Annotated in this window: 25 protein-coding genes; 15 read left to right on the forward strand and 10 right to left on the reverse strand. The window is 56.0% G+C overall.

Annotated elements, in window-relative coordinates; translation table 11 throughout:
* Positions 1 to 232 precede the first annotated feature (232 nt).
* The 4 genes from rlmKL (at position 233) to rmf (ending at position 5,031) form a co-directional block, all read left to right on the forward strand.
* Positions 233 to 2,332: a bifunctional 23S rRNA (guanine(2069)-N(7))-methyltransferase RlmK/23S rRNA (guanine(2445)-N(2))-methyltransferase RlmL gene (gene rlmKL / locus ACLEIV_RS00005; RefSeq protein ID WP_410455076.1), complete on the forward strand. Its 2,100-nt coding sequence runs from the start codon at positions 233 to 235 to the stop codon at positions 2,330 to 2,332.
* Positions 2,332 to 2,565, forward strand: coding sequence for a glutaredoxin family protein (locus tag ACLEIV_RS00010; protein ID WP_204794615.1), 234 nt, complete (start codon positions 2,332 to 2,334; stop codon positions 2,563 to 2,565). The genes rlmKL and ACLEIV_RS00010 overlap by 1 nt, the downstream gene beginning before the upstream one ends.
* Positions 2,562 to 4,463 carry an ATP-binding cassette ATPase Uup gene (gene uup, locus ACLEIV_RS00015; protein ID WP_410454623.1) on the forward strand — a complete coding sequence of 634 codons (1,902 nt, stop codon included), beginning with the start codon at positions 2,562 to 2,564 and terminating at the stop codon, positions 4,461 to 4,463. Before ACLEIV_RS00010 ends, uup begins: the two co-directional genes overlap by 4 nt.
* A gap of 391 nt (positions 4,464 to 4,854) precedes the next feature.
* Positions 4,855 to 5,031: a ribosome modulation factor gene (rmf, locus tag ACLEIV_RS00020; RefSeq protein WP_071474110.1), complete on the forward strand. Its 177-nt coding sequence runs from the start codon at positions 4,855 to 4,857 to the stop codon at positions 5,029 to 5,031.
* Positions 5,032 to 5,135: 104 nt separating this feature from the next.
* Here rmf and fabA read toward each other — a convergent pair whose 3' ends face one another.
* The 3 genes from fabA to ACLEIV_RS00035 all read right to left on the reverse strand — a co-directional run bounded on the left by fabA (position 5,136) and on the right by ACLEIV_RS00035 (position 8,780).
* Positions 5,136 to 5,666, reverse strand: coding sequence for a 3-hydroxyacyl-[acyl-carrier-protein] dehydratase FabA (gene fabA / locus ACLEIV_RS00025; RefSeq protein ID WP_410454624.1), 531 nt, complete (start codon positions 5,664 to 5,666; stop codon positions 5,136 to 5,138).
* 90 nt (positions 5,667 to 5,756) lie between these two features.
* The gene (locus ACLEIV_RS00030) at positions 5,757 to 7,712 is read right to left on the reverse strand and encodes a Lon protease family protein (protein ID WP_410454625.1); all 1,956 of its coding nucleotides are present in this window, start codon (positions 7,710 to 7,712) and stop codon (positions 5,757 to 5,759) included.
* Between the two features lie 336 nt (positions 7,713 to 8,048).
* Entirely contained in the window at positions 8,049 to 8,780 is a 732-nt protein-coding gene (locus ACLEIV_RS00035) for a hypothetical protein (RefSeq protein WP_410454626.1), read from the reverse strand.
* A 369-nt stretch (positions 8,781 to 9,149) separates the two neighbouring features.
* Between ACLEIV_RS00035 and ACLEIV_RS00040 the strand changes: the two genes are divergently transcribed.
* Complete coding sequence (locus ACLEIV_RS00040; RefSeq protein WP_410454627.1) at positions 9,150 to 10,430, forward strand: methyl-accepting chemotaxis protein; 1,281 nt, start codon at positions 9,150 to 9,152, stop codon at positions 10,428 to 10,430.
* Complete coding sequence (locus tag ACLEIV_RS00045) at positions 10,408 to 10,707, forward strand: hypothetical protein (protein ID WP_410454628.1); 300 nt, start codon at positions 10,408 to 10,410, stop codon at positions 10,705 to 10,707. The genes ACLEIV_RS00040 and ACLEIV_RS00045 overlap by 23 nt, the downstream gene beginning before the upstream one ends.
* Positions 10,708 to 10,811: 104 nt before the next feature.
* Here ACLEIV_RS00045 and ACLEIV_RS00050 read toward each other — a convergent pair whose 3' ends face one another.
* The 4 genes from ACLEIV_RS00050 to ACLEIV_RS00065 all read right to left on the reverse strand — a co-directional run bounded on the left by ACLEIV_RS00050 (position 10,812) and on the right by ACLEIV_RS00065 (position 14,444).
* Positions 10,812 to 11,798: a class I SAM-dependent methyltransferase gene (locus ACLEIV_RS00050; RefSeq protein ID WP_410454629.1), complete on the reverse strand. Its 987-nt coding sequence runs from the start codon at positions 11,796 to 11,798 to the stop codon at positions 10,812 to 10,814.
* Positions 11,799 to 11,880: 82 nt separating this feature from the next.
* Entirely contained in the window at positions 11,881 to 12,678 is a 798-nt protein-coding gene (locus tag ACLEIV_RS00055) for a PhnD/SsuA/transferrin family substrate-binding protein (protein WP_410454630.1), read from the reverse strand.
* 34 nt (positions 12,679 to 12,712) lie between these two features.
* Positions 12,713 to 13,939 (reverse strand): DEAD/DEAH box helicase, encoded by a 1,227-nt coding sequence (locus ACLEIV_RS00060; RefSeq protein WP_410454631.1) that lies wholly within the window; start codon positions 13,937 to 13,939, stop codon positions 12,713 to 12,715.
* Positions 13,940 to 14,147: 208 nt separating this feature from the next.
* A complete protein-coding gene (locus ACLEIV_RS00065) occupies positions 14,148 to 14,444 on the reverse strand; it encodes an MTH1187 family thiamine-binding protein (RefSeq protein ID WP_410454632.1) in 297 nt (98 codons plus the stop codon).
* A gap of 663 nt (positions 14,445 to 15,107) precedes the next feature.
* Between ACLEIV_RS00065 and ACLEIV_RS00070 the strand changes: the two genes are divergently transcribed.
* Positions 15,108 to 15,311, forward strand: a complete 204-nt coding sequence (locus tag ACLEIV_RS00070; protein ID WP_071474100.1) for a cold-shock protein — start codon at positions 15,108 to 15,110, stop codon at positions 15,309 to 15,311.
* 538 nt (positions 15,312 to 15,849) lie between these two features.
* Here ACLEIV_RS00070 and ACLEIV_RS00075 read toward each other — a convergent pair.
* Complete coding sequence (locus ACLEIV_RS00075) at positions 15,850 to 16,050, reverse strand: hypothetical protein (RefSeq protein ID WP_410454633.1); 201 nt, start codon at positions 16,048 to 16,050, stop codon at positions 15,850 to 15,852.
* A 149-nt stretch (positions 16,051 to 16,199) separates the two neighbouring features.
* Here ACLEIV_RS00075 and ACLEIV_RS00080 point away from each other — a divergent pair, with 149 nt between their 5' ends.
* Positions 16,200 to 16,355 (forward strand): YgjP-like metallopeptidase domain-containing protein, encoded by a 156-nt coding sequence (locus tag ACLEIV_RS00080; RefSeq protein WP_410454634.1) that lies wholly within the window; start codon positions 16,200 to 16,202, stop codon positions 16,353 to 16,355.
* Between the two features lie 220 nt (positions 16,356 to 16,575).
* Positions 16,576 to 16,782: a hypothetical protein gene (locus ACLEIV_RS00085; RefSeq protein WP_410454635.1), complete on the forward strand. Its 207-nt coding sequence runs from the start codon at positions 16,576 to 16,578 to the stop codon at positions 16,780 to 16,782.
* A gap of 207 nt (positions 16,783 to 16,989) precedes the next feature.
* Here ACLEIV_RS00085 and ACLEIV_RS00090 read toward each other — a convergent pair whose 3' ends face one another.
* Complete coding sequence (locus tag ACLEIV_RS00090) at positions 16,990 to 18,282, reverse strand: tyrosine-type recombinase/integrase (protein ID WP_410454636.1); 1,293 nt, start codon at positions 18,280 to 18,282, stop codon at positions 16,990 to 16,992.
* 160 nt (positions 18,283 to 18,442) lie between these two features.
* Here ACLEIV_RS00090 and ACLEIV_RS00095 point away from each other — a divergent pair, with 160 nt between their 5' ends.
* Positions 18,443 to 19,225 (forward strand): dienelactone hydrolase family protein, encoded by a 783-nt coding sequence (locus ACLEIV_RS00095; RefSeq protein WP_410454637.1) that lies wholly within the window; start codon positions 18,443 to 18,445, stop codon positions 19,223 to 19,225.
* A gap of 181 nt (positions 19,226 to 19,406) precedes the next feature.
* Here the strand turns inward: ACLEIV_RS00095 and ACLEIV_RS00100 are convergent, their stop codons facing one another.
* A complete protein-coding gene (locus ACLEIV_RS00100; RefSeq protein ID WP_410454638.1) occupies positions 19,407 to 19,895 on the reverse strand; it encodes a hypothetical protein in 489 nt (162 codons plus the stop codon).
* Between the two features lie 311 nt (positions 19,896 to 20,206).
* On the opposite strand from ACLEIV_RS00100, the gene ccoN reads away from it, so the two are divergent.
* The 5 genes from ccoN to ACLEIV_RS00125 all read left to right on the forward strand — a co-directional run bounded on the left by ccoN (position 20,207) and on the right by ACLEIV_RS00125 (position 24,037).
* Positions 20,207 to 21,631, forward strand: a complete 1,425-nt coding sequence (gene ccoN, locus ACLEIV_RS00105; protein ID WP_410454639.1) for a cytochrome-c oxidase, cbb3-type subunit I — start codon at positions 20,207 to 20,209, stop codon at positions 21,629 to 21,631.
* A 12-nt stretch (positions 21,632 to 21,643) separates the two neighbouring features.
* Positions 21,644 to 22,261: a cytochrome-c oxidase, cbb3-type subunit II gene (gene ccoO / locus ACLEIV_RS00110; protein WP_410454640.1), complete on the forward strand. Its 618-nt coding sequence runs from the start codon at positions 21,644 to 21,646 to the stop codon at positions 22,259 to 22,261.
* A gap of 12 nt (positions 22,262 to 22,273) precedes the next feature.
* On the forward strand, positions 22,274 to 22,492 hold the full coding sequence (locus ACLEIV_RS00115) for a cbb3-type cytochrome oxidase subunit 3 (protein WP_410454641.1): 219 nt from the start codon (positions 22,274 to 22,276) through the stop codon (positions 22,490 to 22,492).
* Complete coding sequence (gene ccoP / locus ACLEIV_RS00120) at positions 22,489 to 23,463, forward strand: cytochrome-c oxidase, cbb3-type subunit III (RefSeq protein WP_410454642.1); 975 nt, start codon at positions 22,489 to 22,491, stop codon at positions 23,461 to 23,463. Before ACLEIV_RS00115 ends, ccoP begins: the two co-directional genes overlap by 4 nt.
* Positions 23,464 to 23,551: 88 nt before the next feature.
* On the forward strand, positions 23,552 to 24,037 hold the full coding sequence (locus tag ACLEIV_RS00125; protein WP_410454643.1) for a FixH family protein: 486 nt from the start codon (positions 23,552 to 23,554) through the stop codon (positions 24,035 to 24,037).
* Position 24,038 lies beyond the last annotated feature (1 nt).

The raw sequence follows: 24,038 nt of genomic DNA on the forward strand, positions 1-24,038 counted from the left end.
GACGACCTTCGGGTTATGAGCCCGACGAGCTACCAGACTGCTCCATCCCGCGTCCTCAGGCTGCGTATACTAGTGATCCACATCACTGAATGCAAGGGCGTTGCCAGAACTTTGTTTTGTCTGATGAATAATGCCGCAACCTGTCGATATTGCATGCAATAAGCGGCAATTCTTACAGACCGGCGGTGGTTCAGGTATAATGTCGGCCTCTTTTTATCAGACAAGCCTGACTATGCTGCCGTTTTTTGCTACCTGCCCCAAGGGCCTGGAATCCTTACTCACCGAAGAACTGAAAAACCTGGGCGCGACCTCGCTTCAGGAAACCGTGGCCGGTGTGGCCTTCAAGGGGGAACTGGCCACAGCTTACCGTGCCTGCATGTGGTCCCGACTGGCGTCGCGTATCATGTTGCAACTGGCCGACTTCACCATGCGTGATGATATGGATCTTTATCTGGGGGCGGCCAATATCGAGTGGGAGCAGCATATTCAACCAGGGCAGACCTTTGCCGTCGACTTTTCTGGTGGTAACGAGGCCATCACCAATACCCAGTACGGGGCGCTCAAGATAAAAGATGCCATCGTCGATCGACTGACCAAGCGTTGGGGCGAGCGACCGAACGTGGACAAGCGCACACCGGACATCCGTATTCTGGCGCATCTCAAGCGTAATCAGCTCAGCATTACTCTGGACCTGTCCGGCCCGGCGCTGCACCAACGGGGTTATCGCCAGCAGGCGGGGGAAGCACCGCTGAAGGAAAACCTGGCCGCCGCCATTTTGCTGCGCAGCGGCTGGGATCTGAATACCCCGCTGGTCGACCCCATGTGTGGTTCCGGTACCTTATTAATAGAAGCGGCGCTGATGGCGGCCGATCAGGCGCCGGGTCTGTTGCGGGTGCGCTTTGGCTTTATGGCCTGGAGCGGCCACGATCGCGCCCTGTGGCAGGAGATCAGCGCCGAGGCCACGGTACGAGCGACCCGTGGTATGAAGCAGGCCAACACCCAGCTGTATGGTTTCGATCAGGACAAGCGAGTACTGGCCTTCGCCCAGGAAAATGCCGAGTCAGCCGGCGTTGCGGGGCTGATCCGCTTTGTACCGGGCAGCGTCACCAGCCTGGTCAACCCCGCCGCCGAGCCCGGCTGGCTGATTTCCAACCCGCCTTACGGTGAGCGCTTGAGTGAGTTTCCGTCTCTGCTGGGCTTGCATCAGCAGTTGGGGGATACCCTGCGCGATCAGTTCAAGGGCTGGCACGTCAGCCTGATTTCCAGTTCTCCCGAGCTGCTCAGCTGCTTGCGCCTGCGCCACGAAAAAATCTACAAGCTGTTCAACGGTGCCCTGGCCTGTGAACTGCGTAATTATCACATCGCCGAAGATGCCAGGGCGGCCCGTCCGCTGGCGGAAGATTTTGCCAACCGGCTGGCCAAGAACATCAAGGCGTTGGAAAAATGGGCCCGTAGCGAGCAGATTGACTGCTACCGGCTCTATGATGCGGACTTGCCGGAATACAATGCGGCCATCGACCGTTATCAGGACTATATCGTCATCCAGGAATACGCGGCACCCAAAACCATTCCCGAATACAAGGCCCGTGGTCGTTTTTACGATCTGGTGCAGGCGACCATGGCGATCACCGGGGTACCGGGCAACAAGGTCATACTGAAAGTACGTGCGCGCCAGCAGGGCAGGGAACAGTACGAAAAGCTGGACCGCCGCGATCAATGGATGGAAGTACAGGAGCACAACGCCCGCTTGCTGGTGAACCTGCACGACTACCTCGACACCGGCCTGTTTCTGGATCACAGACCCATTCGCAAACAGCTGGGCGAACTGGCCAAAGGCAAGGATTTTCTCAACCTGTTTGCCTATACCGGCACCGCGTCCGTGCATGCGGGGCTGGGTGGCGCCAAATCGACCACCACGGTAGACATGTCCAGGACCTATCTGGGGTGGGCCGAGCGCAACATGCAACTCAATGGTTTGACCGGTCGCCGCCACCAGTTTGTGCAGGCCGATTGCCTGAAGTGGCTGAGCAAACCCGGCGACGATTACGATCTGATCTTCGTCGACCCACCGACCTTCTCCAATTCCAAGCGGATGGAAGATGCCTTCGACGTGCAGCGCGATCATATCGAGTTGCTGCAGCTGTTGAGCACCCGATTGCGCCCGGATGGTGTGTTGATTTTTTCCAACAACAAGCGTCATTTCAAGATGGACATGGCCGGGCTGGAAGAACTGGGCCTGGAGGCTCGCGATATTACCAAATCCAGCCTGCCGAAAGACTTTGCCCGCAATCCGCACATTCATAACTGCTGGGAAATTCGCCGGAGTCGATGATGAGCCTGACGCTGTTTTCTACCGATGGTTGTCACCTGTGCGAACAGGCCTGGGCACTGCTTGAACAGTGCGGCCTGCACGGCGACACGGAACAACAAGATATTATCAACAACGAGCAATGGCTGGCCGCTTACGCGGTACGGATTCCGGTTTTGCGCCGACAAGACGGTGCCGAGCTGGACTGGCCTTTTAGCGCCGCCGATATTATTGCCTTTAACCGAGTGACATCATGAGTTTGTTAACCCTGCAAAACGCCCAGTTGGCGTTTGGTGACGCCCCGTTATTGGACGGGCTGGAATTCAATATACAGGCCGGAGAACGGGTCTGTATCGTGGGCCGTAACGGTGCCGGCAAATCGACCCTGATGAAGGTGATTGCCGGAGAACTGCAGCTGGACGACGGTCGTCGTCAGCTGCAACAGAGCATCAATATCGCCCGACTCGAGCAGGATCCGCCCAAGGTCGCCGACGATCAAACCGTATTCGACTACGTGGCCGGTGGTCTGGCCGAAATGGGTGCCTTGCTGGCCAAGTATCATCATCAGTTGGAGCTGGTGTGCCACGATACGTCGGAAAAGGCGATGAACGAGCTGATGCGCCTGCAAGAGCAGGTAGAGCATGCCAATGGCTGGCACTTCGATACCCGTATCAACCAGAGCCTGACCCTGCTTGGCCTGAACGGCGATACCCGGCTGAACGACCTGTCGGGCGGCTGGTTGCGCAAGGTGGCCCTGGCCCGTGCACTGACCAACGATCCGGATATTCTGCTGCTGGACGAGCCGACCAACCACCTGGATATCGACGCCATCGCCTGGCTCGAAACTTTCCTGGTGGACTTCAGGGGCGCCATCGTCTTCGTCAGTCACGATCGTGCCTTTATTCGCAAGATGGCCACCCGCATCGTGGATCTGGATCGCGGCAAGCTGTCCAGCTGGCCCGGCAACTATGACGACTATCTGGTCAGCAAGGAAGAAGCGCTGCGGGTAGAAGCCGAGCAGAATGCGCTGTTCGACAAGCGACTGGCGCAGGAAGAAGCCTGGATCCGTCAAGGGGTCAAGGCGCGCCGCACCCGTAACGAAGGCCGGGTTCGAGCCCTCAAGGCATTACGTAATGAGCGCAGTCAGCGTCGAGAAAGCGTCGGCAAGGTCAGCGTGACCCTGGACGATGTGCGCCGCTCCGGCAAAATCGTGTTCGAGGCCGAGAACATCAATTTTGCCTACGAAGGCAAGCCGCTGCTCAATAACTTCTCAACCCTGGTACAGCGCGGCGATAAAATTGCCCTGGTTGGTCCCAATGGTTGCGGCAAGAGTACCCTCATCAAGCTGTTGCTGGGTAAACTGGAAGCCCAGCATGGCACCCTGAAGTGTGGTACCAAGCTGGAAGTGGCTTATTTCGATCAATATCGGGAACAGCTGGATCCCGAGCGCACCGTGATGGACAACCTGGCCGAAGGCAAGCAGGAAGTCGAGGTCAATGGTCGCAGCCGACACGTGCTGGGCTACCTGCAGGACTTTCTGTTCGAACCCAAACGTGCCCGTACCCCGGTGAAAGCGTTGTCGGGCGGTGAAAAAAATCGTCTGCTGCTGGCTCGGCTGTTCCTCAAGCCCAGCAACCTGCTGGTGCTCGATGAGCCGACCAACGACCTGGACGTAGAAACCCTGGAACTGCTCGAAGAGTTGCTCGCCGATTATAAAGGCACCCTGCTGCTGGTTAGTCACGACCGGGACTTTATCGATAACACCGCCACCCATTGCTGGTTGTTTGAAGGCGAGGGCAAGGTCAGCGAGTTTGTCGGCGGCTATCAGGACATGCAACATCAATTGTCCTACCAGGCCGACGTGGCGGTAGCGAAAGAAAAAGCCGTCAAACCTGCCGCCAAGGCTGAGAACAAGCCGAAGCCGGGCAAGAAGTTGTCGTACAAGCTGCAGCAGGAGCTGAGTGGTTTACCGCTAAAACTGGAGCAGTTGGAGCAGCAGATAGCGTCATTGCAGCAAGCGGTCAATGCGCCGGACTTCTTCAGCCAGCTCGAGGAGCAAACGCAGTCGACCCTGCAGCAACTGGCCGATGCCGAAGCCGAGCTGGAAGTGGCCTTCGCCCGCTGGGAAGAGCTGGAAGCCATGTCCGCCGGTTAAGCCACTGACACAGTCTGTTTTTGCTTTCAAGATGCCCGCCGATGCGGGCATCTTGCTATTTCGCGTAATTAAGTATGGTTCAGCCGTCATTCCCGCGCAGGCGGGAATCCAGGAGCTGTGGCGCAGCGCTGTCAGCCAGAGGTCGCCTGTAAAGGCACCAGTCCCCCTGCGCGAGGGGGCGAGTAGCCGTGCTATATCATCGGAGTGAACCAACTCACATTTCGACATCTTCGATATTAATAAAAATGTCATAAATATCAGTAATTAATCTCGCAAGCTGGTCTTCGGTTAAAATTTAACCTTGATCTGCAGCCGTAATTCCATTATTGATAAGAGGCGGCGGCGGTAACGCTGCCGTGCACTTTTTGTTGATTATACGAGGGTTATACCTATGAAGAGACAAAAACGTGACCGCTTGGAAAGAGCGCGTACCCGCGGTTACCAGGCCGGAGTCAGTGGTCGAGCGAAAGAGCAATGCCCCTACAATGATTTTGATGCCAAAGGACACTGGCTGGGGGGCTGGCGAGACGCCATGGAAGACAAGGGCTCGGGCCTCTTCATAAAATAAAGATATTACCGCTTCAACAAGAAAGGCCCCGACATGTCGGGGCCTTAATATTTACTCGATACTTATTTGCTCCATGGCTCAGAGAGTCATGGAGCAAAAGGTGATCAGAAGCTGGAAGTATCGGTAAAGAGACCGACTTTCAGATCTTTCGCTTCGTAGATCACGCGGCCATCCACTTCAACGATACCATCGGCGATGCCCATGATAAGCTTGCGCCAGATCACCCGCTTGAGGGTGATTTTATAGGTTACCTTCTTGGCGGTCGGCAGGATCTGACCGGTGAACTTCACTTCACCCACACCCAGAGCACGACCCTTGCCGGGGCCCCCTTTCCATCCCAGGAAGAAGCCGACCAACTGCCACATGGCATCCAGACCCAGACAGCCGGGCATGACCGGATCGCCGGGGAAGTGGCAACCGAAGAACCACAGATCCGGATTGATATCCAGCTCGGCGATGATTTCGCCCTTGCCGTGCTCGCCGCCGTCGTCGTTGATGCGCATGATGCGATCCATCATCAGCATGTTGGGGGCCGGCAACTGGCTGTTGCCCGGGCCGAATAATTCGCCCTGGCTACAGGTCAGCAGTTCTTCTCTGGTAAAGGAATGTTTACCCAGTTCTTTTTGTGAAGACATTTCACTATTCCGTTTTGTTCAGGCCAAGGCCTGGATTGCAAATTGGCGCCACTTTAGCGAACAGTTGTTCGCCAGACAAGTCCGATCACTTCAGCGTCGGAACAGGCGCCGTAAAAAGCCGGTTTCCACTGTATGGCCGTTAAGCTCATCGAGGCGGTCACGAATGCGGCCGAACAGCGTATCCGGCTGCTCGACATCGCCGGCCACACTGCCGGTGAGCAGCTCGATGGCCTGTTCGACATGGGCGACCGGATAAATATGAAACTGACCGGCGGCAATGGCGGCGCTGACTTCATCCGACAGGTTGAGCTGCAGCCGGTTGCTGGCCGGCAGCAAGACACCCTGCTGGCCGGTGAGCCCCTGAATCTTGCACAGGCGGAAGAAGCCTTCTATTTTTTCGTTCACGCCGCCCACCGGTTGCACATGACCAAACTGATCCACGGCACCGGTCACCGCAAAGTGCTGATAAATCGGCTCCTTGGCCAGGGCCGAGAGCAGGGCACACAGGCCGGTGAGCGAGGCACTATCGCCGTCAATTTCATGGTAAGACTGTTCGAACACCAGGTTGGCGGACAGGGGGGAAGGGTGCTCGGCCCCGAACAGGTTGGACAGGTAACCATGGATGATCATCATTGCCTTGGCATGAATATGACCGGCAAGATCGGCCTTGCGTTCTATATCCACCACGTCGCCATCGCCCAGGTGCACGGTGGCGGTGAGTCGTACCGGTTCGCCGAAGTCGTAAGGGTGGCCGGTGATCTGAATGACCGACAGACCATTGATCTGGCCCACCTCCTTGCCGCTGGTCTGCAACAGGTACTGGCCGTCACGCACGCCCAGATCCGATTGTTCCACCAGAAAGCTCAGACGATGATCCTGTTCCTGCTGGGCCAGCACTACATGGGCTTCGGTAATCAGTTCGCTCTGCTCGCGCCGGGCGATGACGTCTGATAATTGCATCATGGCCACCAGCTGGGACTCGACCAGCGATAACCGATGCTGGTGCTCGGTCAGCCGGCATCCATAGCGGCACAGGCGCAGTATGGCGCTGCCGTCCATGTCCAGCAGCTGGTGCTTCTGCCGCAGATGGGACAGAAAACCGAGGTAAGAGGGTAAATGTTCACGCACATCCCATTCGGGAATGATATCGGCCCGCAAAAACGCCAGGGTATCCAGCTCCCGGTCGAGCAGGTAGAGCTCGGCGACCGACAGCCGATCGCCGACCAGAATGAGGTGAATATCCAGCGGCGGCGGCTCGGGCTGGAAGTAAAACGATGCCATTTCTGCCGCTCGGCTCCATTCTACCTGGCGGACGGCGAGGGCATGCTTCAGTCGGAACCAGAGGTTGGGTTGTTCGAGCAGCTCCTCAATTGGCACTATCAGGTAGCCGCCGTTGGCCTGATGAACCAGACCCGGCTCAAGCAGATGATGGTGGCTGAATACCGATCCCTGTTCGGTTTGAAAGTGTATGGCGCCAAACAGTTGCTCGGGGGTGAACTGGCGGGCATAAACGATGGGAATGGTATTGTCGTGCCGGTGCACCATCAGATTGATAAGCACCGGGTGACTGAAGCCCTTGCCGGCGGCTACATGCTGAGACAGCAATGACAGGTAATCGGCAATTTTTTCGTCGTTGCCCTGTTTTTTCAGGATCCGCTGCACCACATGCTCGGCTTCCAGATGGCGGGACGACAGTTCGAGCAACTGCCCGACCAGCTCGCAGAATTCAAGGCCGGTACCGGCCTTCAACCGCAACCAGATGGGTTTTTGTGGGTGATTCAGGTTTTCGGCGTAGCAGAGATCAAACAAGTCCGCATGCTTGGCATGTTTTCTAACCAGATCCTGCACCAGCTCTTCATAATCAGTGCCCGGAAAACCGTTGAGTAACAGCACGGGGTTGACCGCGTTTAATTCCGACAGTGTGGCGAAGGCGGAATCTGCCCGGGTCTGCAGCGCGCTGAACGGCAGGCAGGGTACATCGTTCAGGGTGAAGAGTTCGGGTAGTGTAAAAACGGGGTTCAGTTCGACGTGACTCAGTGGCTGCACTCAAAAACTCATCAATATTGGTAAATTGTCGTCAGTATACTGCAGGCACGCCCAGGGTCGACAGCGCTATGGCGAATATGCGCTAAAAAGCGGGTTTTAATCCCCGGTTTTTCCTGCAATTGCATGTAATTTAATCGCCGCTTGCACGTGCTGCTTATACCAAACAGATTAAATAACCGATCTATTTACCTCCCTGCAGACTCCGCCGCGCCTTCCCTGGCGCTGGGGGGCGGCGGAGCCTTCAGCTCCAGAGTCGCCAGCGAACAAATTCGATGCTCGGGACAGAGGCGGTTGTGTTGCCTCTGAGAATGAGCCGGGAGGTGTTTATTCAAATTGTCAGCGCAACGCGCGACGCCGATAGTGCGCCAGCTGTACCACGTTATTGTGTTCGGGGCGGTCCGGATAGGGGCAGGGGAAGTCACCGACCCGGGTATCGGGGTATGACGAGGCCGCGAGTCCGGCGCCAAAGCGAAACAGGGCGTCGTCCAGCAAGCGGACCACAGGCCGAAATGCCTTGGCTCGTTGGCCGCCTACGGTTTTGTACAGCTGGTTGATGTGCATGCCCAGGCCATAGCAGTGATTGTCATCCAGATAATCCATGCCCTCGTGTGTCAGGGTCTGTTTCAACCATTGCCCCGCATCGGCGACATGGCCGTTGATGCTGAGATCGTTGTTGTTGAACCAGCGGGTATGACAAGTCTGGCTCGCAAAACAATCCACCATCAGCGGCAGCTCATCGTCGTTGATGGCCCCGCTGTCCAGCGCCAGTTGCAAGGCCTCGTTACCCCAGCGCTCCAGCAGCGCCTTTTCCAGCTCGACCTGGGTCGGCGGCTGGGCAAAGGGCAGCAGAATGGCATAGCGGCTATATGCCTCTACCGCGATGGCCGTATGGTAGCGAAGACCGGCCTTACCGCCGTGCTCCTGTAGGTGACATTGCCAGGCAATCTGGGCAAAACCGGTGGTCAGCGGCTGGGTGCCGATGCGTTTGCCATCGGGACTGGGCAGACGGGGTAGCGTCAGTTGCATCCATTTGCTCAGGGCATTGCTGGCCGAGATGATGATATTCATGGTGTCTCTTGTTGCCGTTTGTTGAGCGGATCATAACCGATTCTGCTTTTTTATTGCGACAGCACCGGAATAATCATTAAAAACCGCTAAAGTTTATCGTCGCAGATGCCGATATAACGCAGATGCCGATATAACCCTGTTGTTGTTATTCAGGCTATAAGTAAAAGCCGCAAGGGACAGCTTTTTTCTGGACAGATGGATCGCCAAGTATACCTCCGTGATTTTATCCTGCCTGTAGTATCTTTATTGTAGGTTTATGGCCATGTATGAGCGCTGTCATGCCGCAAGCTGATGCTGTCGTCAGTCGTGCGTGTTTTTCGTATTTCATGCTGAGCATTTACCTCTGCTTTTTGAGTAAGGTAGTGTTATATGAGAAAAAACCTCCCCGTTACCGGTCGAGAAAAGGTATTCGGTACCCATCAAAAGCTGATCACCGTGACCGATAAAAACGGCAGCATCATTGAATGCAACGATGCCTTCGTTGAAATGAGCGGCTTTTCAAGAGATGAGCTGTTGGGACAGCCCCACAACATAGTACGACACCCTGACATGCCGGCACTGGCTTTTGAGGTGATGTGGGCGCACCTGAAAGCCGGCAAACCCTGGATGGGACTGGTCAAGAACCGGTGCAAGAATGGAGACTACTACTGGGTGGACGCCTATGTGACCCCGATGAAGAGCAATGGCCAGATAGTGGGTTACGAGTCGGTACGCTCCTGTCCCAGAAAAGAAGACGTTGCACGCACAGAATGTCTTTATGCCAATATAACAAAAAAGAAACAGACCAGCTCCCGGCTTAACATAGCGTCGGAAAACCTGTTTCTGTTGCTGGCGCTGATCAGCTGGGCGGCGCTGTTGTTGTTTGGACACGAGATGCTGGCGCAAGGATGGCTGTGTGCCGGGGTTATCGCTTATGCCACATGGGCAACCCTGTCGAGAAAATCCATGCTGGCTTCTTTCAATAGCTTGTTGAAAAACGCCTTTTCTCATGAACTGGCGGTACAGAGCTATACCGACGACGGCGCCGACATCGGCATTTTGAAAGTCGCCATTCTCAGCCAGACGGCCCATCTGGGCACTGTGATCACCCGTATCGAAAATGCGGCCATGAAGGTGGCCTGCGAAACCGACAAGGGCTTTGAACTTACCCGGGCCACCAGCTCGGAGATAGAACGGCAACAGGCCGAAACCTTGCAGGTAGCCACGGCGATGAATGAAATGACCTCGACGATTGCCGAAGTGTCCCGCCATGTCAATGATACCGCCGCGTCTGCAGAGACGGCCAATGTACTGGTTGTCAAAGGAGCGGGGCTGGCCGATGTCACCAAAAAATCGATAGAAACGCTACGGGATACGGTGGCGGAAATCAGCCATTCGGTGTCGGCGGTGTCGGAGCAGACCGCCAATATTGCCAGCGCGGCCCAGATGATTGAGCAGATTGCCGATCAGACCAACTTGCTGGCGCTGAATGCGGCCATTGAGGCGGCCAGAGCCGGTGAGCAGGGTCGAGGCTTTGCAGTGGTGGCGGACGAGGTGAGAAATCTGGCCCAACGTACCCAGGAGTCCACCCGGGGAAATCTACGTCATTATTCAGGAGCTGACGGCCCGGGCCGACCATGCGGTGAATGTGGCAAATCATGGCGCCATTAATGCCGAAGCAGGGCTGGAACGGGTGCTCGAAAGCGGTACCATGCTGAACGGCATTTCGGACGCGGTCGGCAATATCGCCGATATGTCGACCCAGATGGCGGCGGCGGTGGAACAACAGGCCCATGTGTCGGAAGACATTAATCGCCAGGTGGTCAATATTTCCGGTTTGGCCGACTCCAGTGCCGACAGTGCTGTTAATGCCTCGCAATCCATTACCTATCTGAAATCGATCTCGGGTGAATTGCACGAGCTGGTGATGCGATTCAAGCCGGCATAAAACCGGCCGATCGATGCATTCTGTTCATGCTGACGCAGGCCCCGGCGGATTCACCGTCCGGAGCCTTTTTTATCCCGTCACCGCAGGGTATACCGAGCTTGGCATCATGATATCTGCGGCTGCCCCAGCGGCTGTTGGTTTGCGTCGGACCCAAACACCAGGGCTTTGAGCCCGGCTTCCGGGTCTATGTCTGCAAATTCGGGGGGGTTGTCCAGTCGTTCGACAAAGCGCAATGCCGGCGCCTGCTCGGCCATGTTGTCAATCAAGAACCGGCTGGGAATGTCTGGATCGTTGACACAGGCCAGCACCTGGCCGTTGTCGGTCAGCAGCTCGGGCAGACGGCGCAGTATCTTGTGATAGTCCTGGGTCAGGGCGAAACTGCCTTTCTGGAATGAGGGCGGATCTATGATGATCAGATCATAAGGCCCCAGCTTGCGTACCTTGCCCCAGGATTTGAACAGCTCATGGCCGAGAAAGGTCACCTTGCCCAGATCATGATGGTTCAGCCGGTGATTGTCCCGGCCCCGGCTCAGCGCCGCCCTGGCCATGTCCAGATTGACCACCTGCTCGGCGCCCCCTTCGAGCGCCGCGACCGAAAAACCACAGGTATAGGCAAACAGGTTCAGCACCCGCTTGCCCTCTGCCTGTTGCCGGACCCAGCGCCGTCCGAGGCGCATATCGAGAAAAAGCCCGTGATTCTGGTTACGCCCCAGTTCCAGCTGATAGCGCAAACCCTGCTCCCGCACCTGAGGACGCGGCTCCAGCGTTCCCCATAATACGTCTACCGGCGAGCCTTCCCGGCTGCGGTGTTGCAGCAAGAGGGCACGGGCACCACTCTGTTGCCAGGCATCTTGTTTGGTCAGCGCCTGCAGCAGGGTGTTCAGCCCGGTCAGAAACGCCGGCTCCGGCTCCCTGAACAGGGACACCAGCAACTGACCATCCAGCCAGTCGGCGGTGAGCTGTTCCAGCCCCGGCCAGCGGCGGCCCCGGCCATGAAACAGCCGTCGGATCTCGTTGGGGTGGTCATTAAGGGTCTGTTCGAAGGCCGTGCACAGTTGGCTATAAAAAGCGGGCAGGGCGTTGGTATCCATGAGGTTCTCGGGCAGGCAAAACAGGGCCGCTATTCTAGCGGCCGGTGTTTGATTAGGCCACCGCTACCATGCTACTCATTTATCATACCAGGACACAGCAGGGGCTGGCGCCGACGGGAAGACGGGCGTGCCAGGCCACGGGTATTTGTATGGGGTGATAAGTCTGGCTGCAGGTGCTCATCACCGCCTCGATATTGATTGAGGCGCCCGCCTGTTGGATGGTGTCGCTCAGGGCCTCATACATCAAGGCTGCGTGGATGGGACTGCGTTGATGCATCACGAAGGGCGGGGCGGGCGCCTCCGTGCTTCTGCCGATGATGGTGATGCCGCGGCTGTCCAGCAAGGGCCAGCTGTGGGCATCGATCGCCGCCAGATCTGCCGCGCCGTTTCGCAGGTATTCCAGGCTGGCGGCATGGCCGCCGCTGAGCAACACCTGGTCACCGTCAATGCCGTTGGCACTTGCCCATTCGAACAGGGCGGCACAGCCGGATCGGGAGCTGGCGGAATTGATCACGAAACGAACCGTACCTGCGGACTGAGGGCTTGCGGGCTCACGACCGCTGGCGCTGACGATATAGCTGAAATACTGCCCCGGGGTACAGTCGAGATCGCTGAACACCGGGCGGGCAATCGGTACCAATCCCCGAGCCTGGGGGGTGAACAGATCCGGTCCGCAACACTGGCTAAGCAGCAATCCGGGGTTGGTCCATTGTTCGACCAGCGGGGTGTGGCGATCCAGCGTATCTGGTATTGGCAAGCGGTAGGATGACAGAGGAGCGCTTAATCGATGCAGCTCGTTTCTCAATACCGACCAAAAGGTATCCAGCCCAGGCTGCAACGGCGGCAGATCATACCAGGGTAAACTTGCGACCAGACTCACGTGATCATTTCCTTATACATCAGAGACAGGGCATTCAACGTGACGAGTGGTCTTTGAACTGTTTGATGCTGCGCTTGTTGGCGCTGCGGCGGTTGGCCTGCTTGTCGCGCGGTGGACGCTTGCGTTCGCCGCTGGCGACCTGATCAGTGACCGGGAAACCTTCCAGCGGCAGTAATTCGATCGGGCGACCGGTCAGCTCGACAATGGCGGACAGCGCCTCGGACTCACCATGACAGACCAGCGATATCGCCAGACCTTCACGGCCGGCACGGGCGGTGCGGCCTACGCGATGCACATAAACCGGTGCGCTGGTGGGCAGGTCCAGGTTGAAGACCACCGGCAGCGCCGTCACATCGATGCCCCGGGCCAACAGATCGGTGGCTACCAACACCCGCAAGCGACCGTCTTTAAACTCGGCCAGCGTCTGTTCCCGCACCTGCTGATCCTTGTTGCCGTGTAGCGCCGCCGCCTGAATTCCGGCCCGGTTTAGTTTTTTGGCCAGGGCATCGGCGCTGTCTCGTGCATTGATAAATACCAGTACCTGTGACCAGGTATTTTGCTTCAGCAGGGCCATCAGCGCCTGCGCCTTGCTGCCCTTGTTGACCAGGTAACAGCGCTCTTCCACCTCCGCGACCAGGCTGTTGCCTGCCTGCGCCTCGATGCGCCGGGGGGAATTGAGCAAACGGGTCGCGATTTCATCCAACTCGGTGGGCAAGGTCGCCGAAAACAGCAGCGTCTGCCGTTGCTCGGGCAGCCTGGCCAGTATCCGCTGAATGTCGGGCCAAAAGCCCATTTCCAGCAGGCGGTCGGCTTCGTCCAACACCAGATGCGTGATGGCATCCGGAGTGAGCAGCTGCTGCTCGAGCAAGTCCAGCAGGCGGCCGGGCGTGGCCACCAGCAGTTGCGGCCCCGCGGCCAGCCCGGCCAGTTGCAGCTCTTGCTCCACCCCACCACAGAGGGTCACTATGCCGATGTCCATCGCTTGAGCCAATGGCTGCAGTACGGCACTTATCTGTGTTGCCAGCTCGCGCGTGGGGACCAACACCAGCGCCCGGGGTTGTGCCTGTTGTCGCTGAATTTGCTGTAACAGGGGTAACCCAAAGGCCAGGGTCTTTCCGCTGCCGGTCTGGGCCAACGCCAATACATCCTGGCCGGACAGCGCCACCGGAATGGCCAGCTGCTGGATACGGGTTGGCTGCTGATACAGGGTTGGCAAGGCAGCCAGCAGGCCAGGGTGAAGTTTGAGCTCGGCAAAGGTCATGGAAATACCAACAGAGAAGGAGGAGCAGAAGTCTAAACAGCTGAAACAGACAAGTAAACTGTCTTGATTAACCGCACCCGGACAGCATAAACGTCTGTCTTCCTGAGTATGGCCCCGGGAAAACCCGACACCACACAGGATAAAAAACTGCAGCTTTGCAAAATCATGAGGCAGGGAGGCCAATCCGGCAGCGACCTCCTGCCAGACATCAGAGCTTTTCCTGCACGCTGGTGACCTTGTCCGCCATGGTCTGCTTTCTGTCTACCCGGGTGCCGACCTTCATGTGGCTGGTAATACGCACGGCACCGGCCGCATGCAGTGTTTCGTGGCAGTGCTTGACCGCCGCCATTACCTCTTCCCACTCGCCTTCCACGTTGGTGCCGTAGCCATGCATGCTGTGAGTGAGACCGGCCTCTTCAAAAATCTTCTGGCACATGGCCACATAAGGCGACACAGAGGTGCCTACACCACCGGGCGACACCATGATATCCATCAATACGTACATTCGCATTTCCTCGTTTACGGGAGAATGCATCATATTCGGCTTGGTAGTGACAAGGAGACAAGGGCCAGTCTGGCTGTTTGTGCCGGCCAGTTGAGCCACCAGGTGAAAGACCGGGCGTTAGGCCCGGCGGCCAAGGAGCCTGGTTGCTGTTGATTGCCGGCGTAAAAGAGAATCGCTGTATGGTGATATTATTTTATGCCAACATGTTAGGGTGGTAATCACAGCCCTTACTCCTACAACTTTACGGTCTGCAAAGATAACCAAGGGTCGCTGGCGCAGACCAATCAGAGGCTGACTATCCTGAAACTATCGTACCGGTCGGGTGCGAAGCAGGGGCCTGAATCGGGCCTGACACCGAACAAGTCATCCGTTTTGATATCTGGTATTGCAGGTTAAGGGCGGGGGAGAGTGGCTGGAGGATCTCAGGGGTTTCCCGGAGGAGGTTATAAGAATCACTGCACAAATAACGTACAAATATATTTGCGATAATGTTTGACGCCACCCCCCTGCTTCCGTAGAGTGCACGCCAGCAAGAGTTTCAAGTTAGCGCGGCCTTTGTATATTGTTTGTTCCTTACGGTACTACAGTCACCAAACTTCCCTTCTTTGATATTTGTTGCATTTTCCGAGCATAAGCTCGTCACTAAAATAAAGGTAAGATAAAATGGCTAACGGCACCGTAAAATGGTTTAACGAAGCAAAAGGTTTTGGTTTCATCACTCCGGCTGATGGCGGCAAAGATCTGTTCGCCCACTTCTCCGAAATCGTCGGCGGTGGCTTTAAAACGCTGGCAGAAGGCCAGGCAGTATCCTACACCGCTACTGAAGGTGCCAAGGGTCCTCAGGCTTCACAGATTCAGGCTCTGTAATTACCCTCTGGTAATTCAAGACCAAAAAAACCCGCTTCGGCGGGTTTTTTTGTGTTTAAAGCCCTGGCACTCAGGGTGATTGGTATAACCATCCCCATCGGTATATCCGGACGGTGCTTAAGTGTGCCCAGTACCGGTTTAAGTCGGAATCAGGTTATGGCTGGCGCCAGAATAAGAGGATTGCGAGCGAAGTCAGGTACAGGCATCAACAAACACAAAATTATGCCAACATACATAATCTTTATTAAATTATAAAAACAGAGTAATACGCAGACTACAGCGATTAAACGAAAGGTCGATCATTTCAGCAAGGTTCGTAATAAAATAAAGATCGGTAATGATTAAATACAGCAGTACGAGCCCGTAATGCGCCAGATGCTGAACTTATGGCTCGGTGCTGACCCTGGCGAAATCCTGATTTTCGTTGGATAAGGTGTTGCAGTTACTGGAGTATCCGGTTTATTTCGATTTGACCGGCCTGCCATTACCGGATAACCGAGCCGGTATTCTGGAAGCACTGAACGCTGAACGGCTGATTTTATACAAGGGTAATAGCCGCATTGAAACCATCAGGGAAATCGAAGGCAACAAAGGCTATGCCGTCGGCTTTGAGGGGTTGATCGACTATCTTAAAACATTGCTTCCTTCCAATGAAGAGATCGGCAAGGCCTTCCGCAAAGAAGTGCCTATGTATCCCGAGCTGGCTATTCGTGAGCTGGTAGCCAATGCCATCATTCATCAGGATTTCTCCATTACGGGCACCGGACCAATGATCGAAGTGTTTGCTACCCGCATGGAAGTAACCAACCCCGGCATACCCCTGGTAGCGACTGAACGCTTTCTGGATTCTCCACCTCGCAGTCGCTGGCCAAAAAGCCGCCCGGATGTATGGAATACATACTGGTTCACGAGTTGGTCCACCTGCTGGAGCGGCACCACAACGAGCGCTTTCGCCAGTACATGTACCGTTATCTTCCCGACTGGCAGGAGCGGAGAACGCTGCTGAACAGCGGGTCTTTATCCTATGAAGGGTGGGGGTATTGAGTCTAATCAGGGCAGGGCGGTTGTCTTGTTGTTCCTGATATGAAAACGGGAATCTGAATAGCCATTAGCCAGCCTGATCATAAGAAAACCACTGCGTTATGGTAAATAGAGGGCGCCGGTATAACACGCCAGATCCGGAAGGGCCTGGGCCGAGCTGCTGATTGCTAAAGGCATGGATCTGGTGGCCACGCGCATTTCCGATACCGTGCAATAACTGAGGATGCTGTCAGCATTGCACGATATCGGGGTGATTTTGCTTAACCCGGAGAATCCGAGCGACAGAGAAATGATACTGCCAGCCAAAGCCCGTGATGATGTGGACTGGCAGTCGACCAACCGGATCTTACTGGAAAATGAAGACTCCCGGGATTTCATCGAGCTGGTATCGACATACTATCAAACAGGTCGGGTGCGCAGTCGGGATTGAAACCGGATCTGACGCGACACAAGCTATTGCGCAGCAGCTTAGGGGCAGGTGACTGGATGGTGGATCTCACAATCTCATTTTTAGCTGAAACCCACACACAACAGGTATGAAGTTCAGATATTCATAAATCATATTTAACATAATATACATTATGCGAAGTTAGTTGTGGTGGAGAAAATATCGTCCTACGGTTCCGGATACTTACCCTTAGTCTCCGGTAGCCAGTCTGTCCAGTCGTTTACCGGCGGCGCTTTCGTGCCGTTCGACCTTGCCGGTGTGCAGATACTGCGAGGTGGTGTCTATGCTGTCGTGGCCGGCGTCGGCCTGCACATGAGACAGCGGCCGACCATTGTAATTAATGTCGTGAGTGATGCCGGTGTGTCGAATGCTGTGCACGGTCAGGCTGCGCATTTCGCCGGCGTCCTGATCAAAACCGTCCTGTGCTGCGGCATCGGCGGCGGCGGCCATCAGTTCGTTGAGCAGATCGCGCAGTTGTCGAATGCCGAGGTTGGCGTTGAGCAGGCCCTGATCCCGCCCCCGACCGGCGGCCTTGTGGCGCACAAACAGCGGTGTGGCATCGTTGGGTGCCGGCAAGGCTGACAGCTTGAGATATCGGCGATAAGACTGCAGCGCTTCGAGTAACTCGCGAGACACAGCCACGGTGCGATTTTTTCCGCCTTTGCTCACCGGAATATGAAAGCTCCAGATCCCGGTGTGACCGTCGCGGCGAAACTGGCTCATTACCGGCGAAAAACCAGGCCGGGCCGCGACTTCTGAGATGCGCAGATAACAGCCGTACATCAGGGAGATCAAGAACAGGGTGCGCCGGTGTCGTTCGGGATCCTGCTCGGCCAGCAGGCGTGCGGTGCCCATCACATAGGACCATTGCAAATCGCTGAACACCCGTACTTCGTCTTCTTCACCGAGACCGGCAACGACTACGGGACTGGAGCCGAAACGACTGTGACGCATCCACATGACCGCCGGGTTGCGCTCGGTGACTTCTTCGTTTGTCAGATAGCCATAGAAGGAAGACAGTATGGCCATTTTGGTTTTCAGTGCCTTGTCGCTCAGCCGGTATGGCTGTTCGATACCGTCGATTTTTTTGCCCAGAAACGGTCGCCACTGCGGGTTGGGCTGACGTTCGCCCCAGTCCTTGTTCAGTACAAACTGGGCCACGTTACGATAGGCAATCAATGGCTGTGGCGGCGCCAGGCAATACTCCACGTAGCGGTTGATGCCGCGGCGGTTCAAGGCGATTGGAGAAACCTGCTCGACGTCGAAGCACCAGTGCAGAAAGGTGGTGAGTTCGCTGCGGTAGGTTTTGTAATTGTTCTCGTTGAACCGGCTTTCGAGCAGCCAGTCCATGGCATGTTCATAGATAAAGGCGGCATCGGGTACCGCGTTCAGGGTGATATCGGCGATATGCTGGTTAACGACGCTGTTGCCCTCTTCCAGGTACTGGGGAGCATCAAACAGCGGTAATGCGGGGACGTTCATAGGGCAATTTTTTCTGATGTTGGCTGTATGGATGAACAGTATAACGCATTAGTAAATGCCAATGCCGATAAATACAGTTATCGGCATTGATGGGTGTCACCATTCCCGCTATCGCTTGTTCTATGCTTAATGCTCGGTCATAACGGCAGATAGGCGCTTTATGAACAGATACAGCATAATGGTTGCCGCCGTACTGGGTTTTTCCACTCAGGCGGCGCTGGTTACCGAGTCGGTCGGCTATCAGGTTGATGGTCAGGAGTTCCAGGGGTATCTGGCGTTTGATGACCGTCTGGCTTCCCCGCTACCCGGTGTACTGGTGGTGCATGAATGGTGGGGGCTGAATGATTATATTCGTCGTCGCGCCGAGATGCTGGCCGAGCTTGGCTATGTGGCCCTGGCGCTGGACATGTATGGTGATGGCAGAGAAGCCAATCATCCTTCCGAGGCCGGTGAGTTTGCCAGGGCGTCACTGGCTTCCCTCCCCCAGGCGGAACGGCGTTTCAACGTGGCCCGCGAGCAACTGGCCCGGCATCCGCGGGTGGCCGGCAGTCCCATGGCGGCAGTTGGCTACTGTTATGGTGGTGGTGTCGTGCTGCACATGGCTCGTAGTGGTGCACCTTTGGCGGCGGTGGCCAGTTTTCACGGCTCCCTGACTCCCAAGGCAAATCCCCTGCCCGCCGGCAGTAACATTCGTATTGCGGTATTCAACGGCGCCGCCGATCCTCTGGTGCCCGCCGAGCAGGTCGCCACCTTTCGGCAGGAAATGGACGCGGCCGGCGCCGATTATGTGCTGGTGAATTACCCCGGTGCCCTGCACGCCTTTACCAACCCGGACGCCGATAGGGTCGCGGCCGAGTTCAAGATGCCGGTGGGTTACGATGAAGCGGCGGATCAGGACTCATGGCGCCAGTTGCAGACTTTTCTAAAAGACAGCTTTGAGTAGTAAGTAAGCGATTAAGCAGGGTTGCAGAGGCAACACCGCCGTGTTGTCTGACGAGACCAACAGGCGACGCTGCAGTATCAGGAGGACAAAGAGGGATCTGCTCCGTCGATCATCACGTGGATGTGGATGTGCTTGAAGCGGGTCTGTGGAGCAGGCCCTTTGTCCGACGTTGGGAGCGGTATTAACGTTCTACTTCAAACAAAAACTTCAGCTGCTGTGGTTCGCCATTATGTTCGATGTCCAGTACCCAGGCCCACACCATGCTGCGCTCGGTACAGGCTCCTACCAGTGCCTGCCCCTGCCAGTGGCCCGGAGTACTTTCGCTGATCAGGGCCGGCAAGGTGCCCATGTACATGGTTTCCCCCTCCAGCCGGCTGCGGGTGACCTTTACCTCGGGATCGGAAAACGTCAGTATCAGCTGAAACGGTGATTCCGGCTGTAGTCTGTCGGCCTGCAATTGTGCCTCGGCCCACCATTCCCCCCGATGCACCCGATGCACCCGATGCACCCGGCATTTTTCGTGAGATATATCACAAAATTCTGCATTTTCTTTCTCCGATGTGGTGTCCTCACCGCCGTCGATATAGGTTCGGAGCCAAAATGCGCCCGATAAAACTCCCAGCACCAGCAAAATTTGCACCAGTTTGGGCCCGGTTAGTCGATCTCTCATGTCAATTCAGTTCCTGTATTGCATACAATCCACTCCCTTGCTTGATCTTGATCAAAGTAGTTTCTTATGCCTTATGAGGGGGGTTAAGTGGTAATCATATTACTGTTTATACTGTTATTTTTGCAGCCACTCATTTATCATCGTCGCGGTGCATTCAGTGTCTCCCGATTTGCTTTGTTAACATAAAGTTAACGAAGCCGTTCAGGTACCTGATAACACCAACGAAAAACGGTTGTCTTCAATCCTTCCGACGTGAGCACCCCTGTGTGAACGCAAACCTGAATAACAGCAGTGGAAGCGGAACTATAACGATGAGTCAAACTAATAATCAACCAAACTACAACTATACTGTAGTTCGCCAGTTTACGGTCATGACCGTAGTCTGGGGTATCGTCGGTATGTCGTTGGGTGTGCTGATCGCAGCACAACTTATCTGGCCTGCCCTCAACTTCGAAACGCCCTGGCTAACCTATAGCCGATTACGTCCATTACATACCAACGCGGTTATTTTTGCGTTTGGGTGTAGCGCGCTGATGGCTACCTCCTTCTATGTGGTGCAGCGTACCTGTCAGGTCCGCCTCTTTGGTGGCCCGCTGGCATCGTTCGTATTCTGGGGCTGGCAAGCCATTATTCTGGCGGCGATCATCACCCTGCCTCAGGGGTATACCTCCTCCAAGGAATATGCCGAGCTGGAATGGCCGATCGATGTCGCCATCGCCATCGTATGGGTGTCTTACGCTATCGTGTTCTTCGGAACCCTGTACAAGCGTACGACCTCCCACATTTATGTGGCGAACTGGTTCTACGGCGGCTTTATTCTGACCGTTACCGTGCTGCATCTGGTCAACAGCATGGCGATCCCCCTGACTGGCATGAAGTCCTACTCCATGTATGCCGGTGCTGCCGATGCCATGATTCAGTGGTGGTACGGTCATAACGCCGTTGGCTTCCTGCTGACTGCCGGTTTCCTGGGTATGATGTACTACTTCGTGCCCAAGCAGGCGGGTCGTCCGGTTTATTCTTACCGTTTGTCCATCGTGCACTTCTGGGCGCTGATCACCCTGTATATCTGGGCCGGCTCGCACCACCTGCATTATACCGCCCTGCCCGACTGGGCCCAGTCTCTGGGTATGGTGATGTCACTGATCCTGTTCGTCCCTTCCTGGGGTGGTATGATCAACGGCATCATGACCCTGTCCGGCGCCTGGCACAAGCTGCGTTATGACCCCATTCTGCGCTTTTTGATCGTGTCCCTGTCGTTCTACGGCATGTCCACCTTCGAAGGCCCCATGATGGCGATCAAAACTGTCAACGCCCTGTCTCACTACACCGATTGGACCGTGGGTCACGTGCACTCCGGAGCGCTGGGTTGGGTTGCCATGATCTCCATCGGCGCCGTTTACCATCTGATCCCCAACCTGTTCAATCAGGAACGCATGTACAGCATGAAGCTTATCAACACGCATTTCTGGCTGGCGACCATTGGTACCGTGCTGTACATAGTGTCCATGTGGATCAGCGGTGTGATGCAGGGCCTGATGTGGCGCGCGGTAAACGACGACGGCACCCTGACCTACAGCTTCGTTGAAAGTCTGCAAGCCTCGTACCCGTTCTATTTCGTTCGCTTCCTGGGTGGCTGCTTCTTCGTGACCGGCATGTTGCTGATGGCTTACAACACCTATCGTACCATTCAGGCGCCGAAAGGCTCCCTGCAAGCCATTCCCCAACCGGCATAAGGAGACTTGTGAATGAAGAACCCAAATAATCGTCACGAGTTGGTCGAAACAAACACAACCTGGTTGGTGATACTCACCGTCATCGCCATCAGCTTCGGTGGCCTGGTCGAAATCGTGCCGCTGTTTTTCCAGCAGCAGACCAACGAACCGGTAGAGGGTCTGCGCCCTTATACCGCGCTGGAAATGGAAGGTCGTGATATTTATATTCGCGACGGATGTCATGTGTGTCACAGCCAGATGATCCGCCCCTTCCGTGCCGAAACCGAGCGCTATGGTAACTACTCCGTTGCCGGTGAAAGCGTGTGGGAGCATCCGTTCCTGTGGGGTTCCAAGCGTACCGGTCCCGATCTGGCGCGCGTAGGCGGTCGTTACTCCGACGAGTGGCACCGTGTGCACCTGCTCAACCCGCGTAACGTGGTGCCCGAGTCGAACATGCCCGGGTTCCCCTGGTTGGAGACCAACATACTGGATGGCGAGCACACTGCCGACAAGTTGGCCCTGTTCCGCGACAGCTTCGGCGTTCCCTATACCGATGCCGACATTGCCGGTGCCGAGGCCGCGGTGAAGGGCAAGACCGAGATGGATGCCATCATCGCCTATCTGCAGTCTTTGGGCCACGCCCTTAAATAACCGGAGTCGATTATGGATTTCAGTACCCTGGAAGCGCTCAAGCCGACGCTGATCAGTTATCAGACGCTGTTGTTGTTTGTGCTGTTTATCGGTCTGGTCTGGTGGGCCTACGGTAAACGACGCAAAGACAGGTTCGATGCGATAGCCAGCTCTATTTTTGATGATGAAAACCAGGCGAGCGGAACGCCTCCGGGGACTGAGCAGGATCGCGCAGGAGCTAATAAAAAATGAGTACTTTTCTAAGTGTTTTTGTCACCATCATCAGCCTGGGCACCATTTTTGGTTGTCTGGCTCTGTTGGTCTGGTGTTCTCGTGACAAGATGGGGATGGAAGAAGGTGCGCCTACCGGCCATACCTATGATGGTATTACCGAACTGAACAATCCGCTGCCCAAGTGGTGGTCGTATCTGTTCGTGTTCATGGTGGTGTTTGCGCTGTTCTATCTGGCACTGTATCCGGGTCTGGGTAACTTCAAGGGCCTGCTGGGCTGGCAGAGCTCCAACCAGAACGTGCGTTCGGTGGAAGAGTATCACGCGGCTTCGGCCGACGCGCGTGAGCAGGGCAAGCTGGTGCAGTACGAGCGGGAAATGGTCAAGGCCGATGAGGTGTTTGGCGCCAAGTTCCGTGAGCTGACCTATGAAGCCGATGGCACTACCTATCGTGCCATTGCCGACATCGCTCTGGACGAAGATGCCACCAAGGTTGGCCAGCGTCTGTTTTTGCAGAACTGTGCCCAGTGTCATGGCTCGGACGCCCGCGGTGCCCGCGGCTTCCCCAACCTGACCGATGCCGACTGGCTGTATGGCGGTACGCCCGAGCAGATCAAAACTACCCTGCTTCATGGTCGCAAAGGTGCCATGCCGGCCTGGGGTGCCAGCCTCGGTGAAGACGGCGTGCGTGAAGTAACCTCCTATGTACTGAGCCTGTCCGGCCGTAAGGTTGACCCGGTAGAAGCCCAGAAGGGTCAGGCACGCTTCGCCATGTGTGCCGCCTGCCATGGTATGGACGGCAAGGGCAACCAGGCCGTGGGTGCGCCCAACCTGACCGATGGTATCTGGCTCTATGGTGGCTCTCGCGCCGCGGTGGAAGACAGCGTGCGCAACGGTCGTGCCGGCGTCATGCCTGCCTGGAAAGACATTCTGGGCGAAGACAAGGTTCATCTGCTTTCAGCATATGTTTACAGCCTGAACAACACTAAATAAGGCCCACCGGGCTTTGGTTAAAAAGCCCCGCTGGTCGGGGCTTTTTTTGTTATATTAGTCACCGCTTTTTTTGTCGTAGGAATTGGTTATGCAACGTCCCTGGTATCAGCAGTTCTGGCCCTGGTTTCTTATCGTATTGCCGCTGTGTGCGGTGGCGGCCAGCCTTTATACCTTCCACCTGGCAAGCTCCGGGGCCGACAGCATGGTGGTCGATGACTACTACAAAAAAGGCCGAGCCATCAACCAGGATCTCAGTGAATTGAAAACCGCCGCCGACCTCGGTCTGGTGGCCGAGCTGCGCTATCAGGACGGCCAAATTGCCCTCAAGATAGACGGTCAGCATAATAATGGTGAGGCGGTGCGAGTCCACTTCAACCACCCCACTCTGGCCAAGCAGGACCAACAAATGCTGATGACCAGCGATGCGGGCGGAGTATACCGCGAGCGGCTTGAGCAGCCTTTGATGAAGGGCCAGTGGAACCTGCAGATTGAGGCCTTCGATGGCCACTGGCGCATGCAAAAGCGCATCAGCCTGCCGATAGCCGATCGGCTGATCATTCGCGCCGGGAGCTGAT

It is taken from the genome of Oceanisphaera submarina (assembly GCF_046521305.1).
GTDB lineage: Bacteria > Pseudomonadota > Gammaproteobacteria > Enterobacterales > Aeromonadaceae > Oceanimonas > Oceanimonas submarina.

Bases quoted from the DNA above. Each gene is read 5' to 3' on its own strand.
- rlmKL (WP_410455076.1), top strand. From the start codon at position 233: ATGCTGCCGTTTTTTGCTACCTGCCCCAAGGGCCTGGAATCCTTACTC.
- ACLEIV_RS00010 (WP_204794615.1), top strand. From the start codon at position 2,332: ATGAGCCTGACGCTGTTTTCTACCGATGGTTGTCACCTGTGCGAACAG.
- uup (WP_410454623.1), top strand. From the start codon at position 2,562: ATGAGTTTGTTAACCCTGCAAAACGCCCAGTTGGCGTTTGGTGACGCC.
- rmf (WP_071474110.1), top strand. From the start codon at position 4,855: ATGAAGAGACAAAAACGTGACCGCTTGGAAAGAGCGCGTACCCGCGGT.
- fabA (WP_410454624.1), bottom strand. From the start codon at position 5,666: ATGTCTTCACAAAAAGAACTGGGTAAACATTCCTTTACCAGAGAAGAA.
- ACLEIV_RS00035 (WP_410454626.1), bottom strand. From the start codon at position 8,780: ATGAATATCATCATCTCGGCCAGCAATGCCCTGAGCAAATGGATGCAA.
- ACLEIV_RS00040 (WP_410454627.1), top strand. From the start codon at position 9,150: ATGAGAAAAAACCTCCCCGTTACCGGTCGAGAAAAGGTATTCGGTACC.
- ACLEIV_RS00050 (WP_410454629.1), bottom strand. From the start codon at position 11,798: ATGGATACCAACGCCCTGCCCGCTTTTTATAGCCAACTGTGCACGGCC.
- ACLEIV_RS00060 (WP_410454631.1), bottom strand. From the start codon at position 13,939: ATGACCTTTGCCGAGCTCAAACTTCACCCTGGCCTGCTGGCTGCCTTG.
- ACLEIV_RS00065 (WP_410454632.1), bottom strand. From the start codon at position 14,444: ATGTACGTATTGATGGATATCATGGTGTCGCCCGGTGGTGTAGGCACC.
- ACLEIV_RS00070 (WP_071474100.1), top strand. From the start codon at position 15,108: ATGGCTAACGGCACCGTAAAATGGTTTAACGAAGCAAAAGGTTTTGGT.
- ACLEIV_RS00075 (WP_410454633.1), bottom strand. From the start codon at position 16,050: ATGAATGATGGCATTGGCTACCAGCTCACGAATAGCCAGCTCGGGATA.
- ACLEIV_RS00080 (WP_410454634.1), top strand. From the start codon at position 16,200: ATGGAATACATACTGGTTCACGAGTTGGTCCACCTGCTGGAGCGGCAC.
- ACLEIV_RS00085 (WP_410454635.1), top strand. From the start codon at position 16,576: ATGCTGTCAGCATTGCACGATATCGGGGTGATTTTGCTTAACCCGGAG.
- ACLEIV_RS00090 (WP_410454636.1), bottom strand. From the start codon at position 18,282: ATGAACGTCCCCGCATTACCGCTGTTTGATGCTCCCCAGTACCTGGAA.
- ACLEIV_RS00095 (WP_410454637.1), top strand. From the start codon at position 18,443: ATGAACAGATACAGCATAATGGTTGCCGCCGTACTGGGTTTTTCCACT.
- ACLEIV_RS00100 (WP_410454638.1), bottom strand. From the start codon at position 19,895: ATGAGAGATCGACTAACCGGGCCCAAACTGGTGCAAATTTTGCTGGTG.
- ccoN (WP_410454639.1), top strand. From the start codon at position 20,207: ATGAGTCAAACTAATAATCAACCAAACTACAACTATACTGTAGTTCGC.
- ccoO (WP_410454640.1), top strand. From the start codon at position 21,644: ATGAAGAACCCAAATAATCGTCACGAGTTGGTCGAAACAAACACAACC.
- ACLEIV_RS00115 (WP_410454641.1), top strand. From the start codon at position 22,274: ATGGATTTCAGTACCCTGGAAGCGCTCAAGCCGACGCTGATCAGTTAT.
- ccoP (WP_410454642.1), top strand. From the start codon at position 22,489: ATGAGTACTTTTCTAAGTGTTTTTGTCACCATCATCAGCCTGGGCACC.
- ACLEIV_RS00125 (WP_410454643.1), top strand. From the start codon at position 23,552: ATGCAACGTCCCTGGTATCAGCAGTTCTGGCCCTGGTTTCTTATCGTA.